Here is a 9,165-nt window from a genome sequence, read left to right on the forward strand (position 1 = left end):
CAAATTTTAAATGTCAAACAGTTACCAGAAGTGTTAGCACTTAAACGCAACACACCGCTGAGCTAATTCCTGAGGGCATTTATTTCATCCCGGCACCATTCCGGTCAGCACATAGGCCTGCAAGAGCGTCATGAGCCCGACGATGGCGGCAAAGAGCAGACTGTGCTTGAGCGTAAAACGGAACAATTCTGCTTCCCGTCCCACCAGGCCGGTGGCCGCGCAAGCCACGGCGATTGACTGCGGCGAAATCATCTTGCCGGTCACGCCGCCGGTGGTGTTGGCCGCCACCAGCAAGGTATCGGAGACCCCGACCTGGTGCGCGGTCGTATTCTGCAGGGAGCAGAACAAGGCGTTCGACGAAGTGTCGGAACCGGTAAGGAATACACCCAGCCAGCCGAGGAATGGCGAGAAGAACGGGAATGCTGCGCCGGTGCCGGCCAGTACCAGCGCCAGGGTAGAGGACATGCCGGAGTAATTGGCGACAAACGCGAACGCCAGCACCAGGCCAATCGACAGCACCGGACGGCGCAGTTCCAGCACCGTGTCGCGCAAGGCACGCAAGCCCTTGGCGGGGCTAAAGCGCAGCAGCACCATCGACATCAGCGTCGACAGCAGGATCGCCGTGCCGACGGCCGACAGCAGGTCCAGCTTGTAGACCGCTTCGTAAGCCTTGGGCGCGGCGACGATCGGCGTCATTTTCATGACCAGCATGTCCAGGTATGGCACATGGAATTTCAGCACTGTGCCAGCCAACGCCCCTTTGGCCGCAAACAGCGCCTTGAACTGCGGCAGGCTCCATACCGTGACCACGGCAGTCAGCAAGCCGAAGGGGGCCCAGGCGCGTACCGTCTGCGCAGCGGTGTAAGGCGATTTGCTGCGGCTGCGCGGTTCATTGCCCGCTGGTGCGGCGCCGCCGAATGGGGACAATGCCGCCGTGCCGCCGCCCATCGAAATGGTGCTGCGGGCGCCAGCCTTGGCGCTGGCAGGCTGCCATACCTTCAGGAAGCCGGTCAGCGCGCCCAGGCTGACCAGGGCGGAAGTAATGTCCGGCAGTTCCGGTCCAATGTAGTTGGACGTGATGTACTGCGTCACGGCAAAGCTGCCGCCAGCCACCAGCGCGGCAGGCCAGGTCTCCTTCACGCCGCGCTTACCGTCCATCATGAACACCAGCCAGAACGGCACCGCCAGCGACAGCAGCGGCAACTGGCGTCCGGCCATTGCGCCGATGGTCATCGCATCGATGCCAGTCACCTGCCCTGCCACAATAATGGGAATGCCCATGGCGCCGAAAGCAACCGGCGCAGTATTGGCGATCAGGCACAAGCCGGCCGCATAGAGCGGATTGAAGCCCAGCCCGACCAGCAGCGCAGAGGTGATGGCCACCGGCGCGCCGAAGCCTGCCGCACCTTCCAGGAAGGCGCCGAACGAAAAGCCAATCAGCAGCATCTGAAGGCGCTGGTCGTCCGTGATCGACACCACCGAGGCGCGGATAATCTCAAGCTGGCCGGTACGTTCAACCACCTTGTACAGGAACACCGCACTGATGATGATCCACGCGATGGGCCACAGGCCGTAAGCAAAGCCGAAGCCTGCGGCGGCCAGCGCCTGCGGCACCGGCATGCCATAGGCGAAGATCGCGACGGCCAGCGCAAGCGCAAGCGTCACGGCGGCGGCAATGTGGCCTTTGATGCGCCAAACAGCCAGCGCGATAAAGAAGAAAAGAATCGGTATGGCGGCCACCAGGGCCGATAGCCATAGAGTGCCCAACGGGGCATAGATCTGGTTCCAGGTTTGCATTGTGTACTCCTCCAAGGGTTTGAAATTATTCTTATGCCGTTTTCAAGAAAGCCTTATTCCGCCTGCCCCCTTTCCCGCAGCAGGTCGGCCAGGCTGCGCTTGGCCGGTACCAGCGGCGTACGGTGGCGGGTCCAGCCCAACTGGCTGGACGGCGCAAAGGCTCGCAGGCGGGTTGCCGCCCAGCGGAACCAGCGATACACCGCGGGCCGCGCAAAAGCGCCGCTCCAGAAGCGCCACACCACCCGTTCGCCACGGCTGAAGTTGGCGCCCTGTCCGCGCAGCGGGCGGTCGACCGGCTGCGCCGGGTCGCGGTTGGCTTCCGTGCGCAGCCGCACCAGCAGTGCTGGGATGGGGATCCGCACCGGGCATACTTCGCCGCAAGCGCCGCACAGGCTGGAGGCCGTCACCAGGTCGGCGGTCTCCTCCAGTCCGAGCAAATGCGGTGAAATAACCTTGCCGATCGGGCCCGGATAGGTGGTGCCGTAGGCGTGCCCGCCTACGCGTTCATAGACCGGGCAGTGGTTCATGCAGGCGCCGCAGCGGATGCATTGAAGGGTCGCGCGCAGCTGCTGGTCGGCATAGGCTTGGGTACGGCCGTTATCGAGCAGCACCACGTGCATTTCACGCGGGCCATCGAGCTCGCCGGCGCGGCGCGGACCGGTGATCAGGTTGAAGTAAGTAGTAATGGCCTGGCCGGTGGCCGAGCGCGTAAGCAGGCTTGCGAGCGGCACGATGTGCTCAAGCTTCGCCACCACCTTCTCCACACCCATCAGGGCGATATGCACATCCGGCACGGTCGTCGACAAGCGGCCATTGCCCTCGTTCTCCACCAGCCATAGCGTGCCGGTATCGGCGGCGGCGAAGTTGACACCCGAAAGGCCGATGTCGGCTTCTGCGAACTTCCTGCGAAGAGCACGCCGGCCGGCGAGGATCAGGGTGTCGACGTCTTCGGTGTAAGGCGTATCCGGCAGGTGCCGCTCGAACAGTGCGCCAATGTCGGCGCGCGTTTTGTGCAGGGCCGGCATGACGATGTGCGAGGGTTTTTCTTCGGCCAGCTGCACGATATATTCGCCCATATCGGATTCGACACAGCTGATGCCCCGTTCGGACATGTAGTGGTTCAGCTCCACCTCTTCGCTCGCCATCGACTTGCCTTTGACGATGCTGCGTGCTCGCCGCCGTTGCGCGATGCCATGGATGATGGCGTTGGCCTCGTCCGCAGTCGCAGCCCAGTGCACATGGACGCCGAGCGCCTGCAGTTTTGCCTCGAATTGCACCAGCAAGTCCGGCAGGTTGGCCAAGGCGTGCTGGCGGATCGCTTCGCCCAGGTCGCGCAGCTGCTCCAGCTCGTCGGCGTCAGGAAACTGCGTAGTGCGCTTGGCCTGCAGGAAGTCCATCGCTCCGCGCATGCTGGTGCGCAGGTTCTGGTCCTGCAGGGCACTGCTCACGCGTTCGCGGAAATCGGCTGGCGAAACAAAATGCATCGGTCGTGCGTTCATGCCTGCTCCTGTTGCGCGTCATCCACAATCACCACCCATAGTGCGGCCGGGCCGTGTGCGCCGTAAGCCAGTGTTTGCTGGATATCCGATGTCTTTGAAGGCCCCGATACCAGCACCAGGTTGGTCGGCATGCCGGCGCTCCAGCCCTCAGCGTGCATGGCTGCGTGCAGATCGGCATGCAGGGTACTCGCATAGACGAGCGCCACATGCAGCGGCGGCACCAGCGAAACGGTGCGCGGTGAGCCGGCATCGGGCGCCAGCACCAGCGTGCCGGTGGCGGCGATACCGGAACGGGCTACCGTAAAACCGGCGTCGATACTGGAGAACAGGATGCCTTTCCATGCTTCCAGCGGCTGCGAAAACGGGATCGTTTGGACGGCGGACGGCAGTGCGGCGGCCAGCGCGGCGCCTTCCACGCTGGCGCGGTCCAGCAGCAGCCGCTGCACGCCCGCCTGCGCCAGTTTGGCAGCCATCAGCGCCGGCCAGCCCGCGGCGTCGCAGCGAAAGACTTGCGTGCGCACCGAAGTCATGATCCGCTCCATCACGTCCGCGCGCTGCATGGGCGAAGCGCCGCGCAAGCTACCTTGTGCGTGGTGCCGGTTGATCCGAGCTTCGAGCTCGCGGCTGTCCAGCGTTGGAAGCGGCGCTGAGGAGCGCAGCGCGCCGAGGATGCGCTCGCGGGCGCCGATGCCGCTCATTGGACGCCCTCCTTCGCAGCCTGCTCACCGTTGACGCGGCGCCAAAGGAAGCTTGCCAGGTGCTCCACCTGCAGTGGCGCCTTTTGGCGCTGCGCTGCGTGGCCGATATTGAGCAGGCAGCCGCAATCGGCGGAGACCAGCCGGGTGCAGCCCGTCGCGCAGGCCGATGCCACTTTGTCCGCGACCATGGCGCCCGAAATATCAGGATGTTTAAGCGAGAATGTGCCGCCAAAACCACAGCACTCAGACTCGCGCTGGTGCTCAACGCGGGTCACGCCGGGCAGCGCGTCAAGCAATGCCACGCCATGTTCGCGCGTGCCCATTTCGCGGCGCGCCCCGCAGGATGTGTGCAGCACCACACGTTCATCGGCTTGCGCGGGCGCAGCCTGGTAATCGACGTGCAGCACGTGCAGCAGGAATTCGCTCAACTCGTAGATGCGCTCTGCCAGCTCGCGCGCCCTGGCTGCGGCCTGCGGATCGTCCCCGAACAGTTCGGGCCAGTGGTGCCGCATCATGCCGGCGCAGGAACCGGAAGGCACGATAACAGGCCAGGGCTCCGGGAAGAGATGGAGCTGCGCACGCGCCACCTCGCGCGCCTGCTCGGGATTGCCGCTGCTGTAGGCAGGCTGCCCGCAGCAGCTCTGGCCGCGCGGATAGTGCACGGTCACGCCAGCATGTTCCAGCAGGCGCACTGCGTCCAGGCCTGCTTCCGGCATGAACAGGTCGATCACACAGGTACCGAACAGGTACACATGCACATTGCGCTGGCCCGCCAGCGCTGGATATTGTCGGGGCTTCATGTCGCGTCTCCTCCGTTTTGCTTATTCCGTCGACAAGTCCCATAATTCCCGCATGCTGGCGGCACGGCAAACTGGTCGGACCAGTAGCCGAAAAAGGGGATGATCACGATGAAAACGAACGGGCTGGTAGAAGAAGTGCAACGCCAACTTGAGGTTGCGCTGCTGGACGGGCGTTATCCGGCCAACAGCAAGCTGCCTTCCGAACGCACGCTCGCGGAGCAGTTTTCGGTATCACGCAACACGATTCGTGAAGCGCTGCAAAGGATGGTGGCACGCGGACTGCTGCGCAGCCGCCCAGGCGCAGGCGTGTACGTGGGCGACCAGCTGCGTACCAGCACCTCATCGCCATGGGCGCAACTGGTGGTGGACCAGCCTGCCCTTCTGAGCGACGTCCTGGAATTTCGCCGTGTACTGGAGGGCGCAACCGCCTATTACGCCGCGCTGCGCGGCACTGAAGATGAATACGCAGGCATCCGTTCACTGCTGGCGGGCCTGGAAAAGTCGCGCGTCGATGATGACGCCGCGACAGAAGCGGCGCTCGATGCACAGCTGCACGAGGCAATCGCACTGGCATCGCACAACAGCATGTTCCTGCATTTGCATGCGAGCGTGCTGGGGATTCTGCGCGAGCACATCACGCTGAACGGATCCAACCTGCGAGCTCTGGATGCTGAAGTGTCGGCCCAACTCCTGCAGCAGCACCGCGCGATCTGCCAAGCCATTTGCACCCGCAAGCCGGAGGCAGCCCGCACGGCAATGCAAGCACACATCGACTACGTGGCTGGCAAGCTGGAAATGACTTAACTGGTCCAACCAGTAAAAAAACCGCCAGGTTGTCCTGGCGGTTATCAAACGGGAGAACGCGCAGCTTATTCAGCCACGTCGGCGCCCACGTTGATTGCTGCATAAGCGCGCATGGCCGCTTTTGCTTCCACGCTGCCCACGCCGTACAGTTCCTGTGCCGCTGCTACAACAGCGTTGCGCGCGTCAAGATACGTCGAGCCCGAGGTCAGCTTGGTGGTATTGGCCTTGAACCAGATGCGGTATGCCTTGTCGATGCCGATACCTGTCATGTTCGTAGGCGCCTGCACCAGGTACTTGGAGTAGTAGTCGCTGGTGGTGGTGGAGCTGGAGCCCATGGCCAGGAAGTAGAACATGCGGTTGTTAGGACCGCTGGAGTAATGCGGATCCAGGCGCTTCAGGCTGGTGCTCCATGCATCTGGGCTCTTGCCATCCTTGCTTGGCTTGTACAGCCAGCGCAGCGGGGTGCCGGTCTTCGAGATTTCCTTGCCCATCACCCAGTCGTTGCCTGGATTGATGACGGTGCCTGTGCCGCCGTTGCGTGCGTAGGCTTCCACGGATTCGCCGTTGATGTCGGACGAGGATTCATTCAGGCCGCCGGATTCGCCCTTGTAGGTCAGGTTGGAGGTCGAGGCAGTTACGCCGTGGCCCATTTCGTGGCCGATCACGTCGATCGAACCCAGGCTGTAGAAGCTGGAACCGTCGCCGATGTACATGCACTTGCAGGTGTCGGTGTAGAAGGCGTTGTCGTAAGCGGTGCCGACGTGCACGGCGATGTAGGTCGCGGTGTTGTTACCGTCCAGCGACTTCCAGCCGATCACGTTGTTCATCGTGTCGTAGGTATTCATCAGGCCCCACAGCGCGTTCACTGCAGCGGTCTGGCCGTTGGCGTTGGTGTCGCTGCCGCCGTTGTAGTTCTGGCCATCGCCCCACACGTTGGTGCTGTTGACGTAGATCACGCCTGGGGTTGGGTTGGAGGTCGAAGCGTGGTTCGCATCGGTGATCGCCATGCCGCCGAACTGGCCGCCGACGCCGCGGGTCGAATCCAGCATCTTGTAGGTGGTGCCAACCAGGGTGGTCTGGATAGGCACGTCGCCGTTGTACTGGCTATGGCCGGTGCCAACTACGCTCTGCAGCATGCTCCACTGGTCCAGCACGCTGCCGTCCTTGGCGCTCACGATGGTGTTGTGGAATACGGCTTCCTGGCCCTTGGACATACGGGTCTTCACCAGGTAAGCCAGCTTGTAGCTGTCCACCACGTCTTTTACGTCCGCTGCGTTCAAGTCGGCTTCGGCCTTGCTCTCGGCGCCGGCGACACGCACGGTCTTCATGACTGGGTAGATGATCAGCTCAGCCGATGGCGGATCGATGTCGGTGCCGGCTGCGATGTTCTTCTTCGCCTTGGCAATTGCATCGGAACCGGTCAGGGTTGGCTTCACGTCGAAGCGCAGGGCCGACAGGCCGCCACGGCGATCGGTCGCGGACTCGCCGATGATGTTGCCGCCTTTGTCGGTGACGATCACGGACTCGGATTCAAAAATACGCACGCCTTTGAAGGTGTGGTTCATGCGGCTGATCGCCTGGCCGGCAGCACCTGGGTGCTGGGACGCGATGGTGTAACCGTGGTTGGTATCCAGGCCAAATTTGCCGCGCTCGCCGTTCAGGGTCGAGATCAGGCGCGCCTTTTCCTGTGCGGAGAAAGCTACCGGGCCAGCCATCATGCTGGTAGCACTGGCTTGTGCGGCAACCAAAGCGATCGCGGTAGCGATCAGGGTCTTGCGAACTTTCATTCTTGCTCCTTTATTCCCTAGTAGGATTTAGTTTTAGCGATCCGATTTTGTCGAATCGGCGGGAACGTTATCTGGTTACCGAGGGGCAAGTCAAAAATTCTGCGAATTAAGACAGTTTCATGACGAAAGTCTCGGGTGAGACTTTCAAAAGGAGGACGGGCTTGTTACTTTCGGTTTCCGCAAGCCGGAAAGCAAAAAGCCCGCTGGCACATGCCTAGCGGGCTTTTCTAATAAGAGCCTGACGATAACCTACTTTCACACTGGTTGCAGCACTATCATCGGCGCAGAGTCGTTTCACGGTCCTGTTCGGGATGGGAAGGGGTGGGACCGACTTGCTATGGTCATCAGGCATGACTTGTCAACAATCCGGAAGAAGTAAAAATGGGGTAGTGTTCTCAAACACGGGTAAGTGCTACATAACCGTCAAGGTTATAGGGACAAGCCGTACGGGCAATTAGTATCAGTTAGCTTAATGCATTACTGCACTTCCACACCTGACCTATCAACGTCCTGGTCTCGAACGACCCTTCAAGGAGCTCAAGGCTCCGGGAAATCTCATCTTAAGGCAAGTTTCCCGCTTAGATGCTTTCAGCGGTTATCTCTTCCGAACTTAGCTACCCGGCAATGCCACTGGCGTGACAACCGGTACACCAGAGGTTCGTCCACTCCGGTCCTCTCGTACTAGGAGCAGCCCCCTTCAAATTTCCAACGCCCACGGCAGATAGGGACCAAACTGTCTCACGACGTTTTAAACCCAGCTCACGTACCACTTTAAATGGCGAACAGCCATACCCTTGGGACCGGCTACAGCCCCAGGATGTGATGAGCCGACATCGAGGTGCCAAACTCCCCCGTCGATATGAACTCTTGGGAGGAATCAGCCTGTTATCCCCAGAGTACCTTTTATCCGTTGAGCGATGGCCCTTCCATACAGAACCACCGGATCACTATGTCCTACTTTCGTACCTGCTCGACTTGTCGGTCTCGCAGTTAAGCACGCTTATGCCATTGCACTATTAGCACGATGTCCGACCGTACCTAGCGTACCTTCGAACTCCTCCGTTACCGTTTGGGAGGAGACCGCCCCAGTCAAACTGCCTACCATGCACTGTCCCCGATCCGGATCACGGACCAAGGTTAGAACCTCAAACAAACCAGGGTGGTATTTCAAGGATGGCTCCATAGGAACTGGCGTCCCTACTTCAAAGCCTCCCACCTATCCTACACAGATTGGTTCAAAGTCCAATGCAAAGCTACAGTAAAGGTTCATGGGGTCTTTCCGTCTAGCCGCGGGTAGATTGCATCATCACAAACACTTCAACTTCGCTGAGTCTCGGGAGGAGACAGTGTGGCCATCGTTACGCCATTCGTGCAGGTCGGAACTTACCCGACAAGGAATTTCGCTACCTTAGGACCGTTATAGTTACGGCCGCCGTTTACTGGGACTTCAATCAAGAGCTTGCACCCCATCATTTAATCTTCCAGCACCGGGCAGGCGTCACACCCTATACGTCCACTTTCGTGTTTGCAGAGTGCTGTGTTTTTATTAAACAGTCGCAGCCACCAGTTTATTGCAACCTTTTCGCCCTTCCACAGTAAAGTGGTCAAGCTACCGAGGCGTACCTTATCCCGAAGTTACGGTACCAATTTGCCGAGTTCCTTCTCCCGAGTTCTCTCAAGCGCCTTAGAATACTCATCTCGCCCACCTGTGTCGGTTTGCGGTACGGTCTCGTATGACTGAAGCTTAGAGGCTTTTCTTGGAACCACTTCCGATTGCTTC

At 60.6% G+C, this 9,165-nt stretch carries 6 protein-coding genes and 2 rRNA genes; 1 reads left to right on the top strand and 7 read right to left on the bottom strand.

Annotated features, from left to right (window positions below; genetic code table 11):
• Positions 1–84 precede the first annotated feature (84 nt).
• The 4 genes from GM658_RS02465 to GM658_RS02480 are packed head-to-tail and all read right to left on the bottom strand — an operon-like array spanning position 85 to position 4,794.
• Complete coding sequence (locus tag GM658_RS02465) at positions 85–1,797, bottom strand: lactate permease LctP family transporter (RefSeq protein ID WP_155452413.1); 1,713 nt, start codon at positions 1,795–1,797, stop codon at positions 85–87.
• 53 nt (positions 1,798–1,850) lie between these two features.
• Complete coding sequence (locus GM658_RS02470) at positions 1,851–3,296, bottom strand: LutB/LldF family L-lactate oxidation iron-sulfur protein (RefSeq protein WP_155452414.1); 1,446 nt, start codon at positions 3,294–3,296, stop codon at positions 1,851–1,853.
• A complete protein-coding gene (locus tag GM658_RS02475) occupies positions 3,293–3,994 on the bottom strand; it encodes a LutC/YkgG family protein (RefSeq protein WP_155452415.1) in 702 nt (233 codons plus the stop codon). Before GM658_RS02475 ends, GM658_RS02470 begins: the two co-directional genes overlap by 4 nt.
• Positions 3,991–4,794, bottom strand: coding sequence for a (Fe-S)-binding protein (locus GM658_RS02480; RefSeq protein WP_155452416.1), 804 nt, complete (start codon positions 4,792–4,794; stop codon positions 3,991–3,993). The genes GM658_RS02475 and GM658_RS02480 overlap by 4 nt, the downstream gene beginning before the upstream one ends.
• A gap of 108 nt (positions 4,795–4,902) precedes the next feature.
• On the opposite strand from GM658_RS02480, the gene GM658_RS02485 reads away from it, so the two are divergent.
• A complete protein-coding gene (locus GM658_RS02485; RefSeq protein ID WP_155452417.1) occupies positions 4,903–5,598 on the top strand; it encodes a FadR/GntR family transcriptional regulator in 696 nt (231 codons plus the stop codon).
• A gap of 65 nt (positions 5,599–5,663) precedes the next feature.
• On the opposite strand, the gene GM658_RS02490 is transcribed toward GM658_RS02485, so the two are convergent.
• The 3 genes from GM658_RS02490 to GM658_RS02500 all read right to left on the bottom strand — a co-directional run.
• Entirely contained in the window at positions 5,664–7,385 is a 1,722-nt protein-coding gene (locus tag GM658_RS02490) for a M4 family metallopeptidase (RefSeq protein ID WP_155452418.1), read from the bottom strand.
• A 236-nt stretch (positions 7,386–7,621) separates the two neighbouring features.
• Positions 7,622–7,734: ribosomal RNA gene (rrf, locus tag GM658_RS02495) — 5S ribosomal RNA — on the bottom strand.
• Positions 7,735–7,818: 84 nt separating this feature from the next.
• A 23S ribosomal RNA gene (locus GM658_RS02500) occupies positions 7,819–9,165 on the bottom strand; the annotation flags it as partial.

It is taken from the genome of Massilia eburnea (genome assembly GCF_009720745.1).
GTDB lineage: Bacteria > Pseudomonadota > Gammaproteobacteria > Burkholderiales > Burkholderiaceae_D > Rugamonas > Rugamonas eburnea.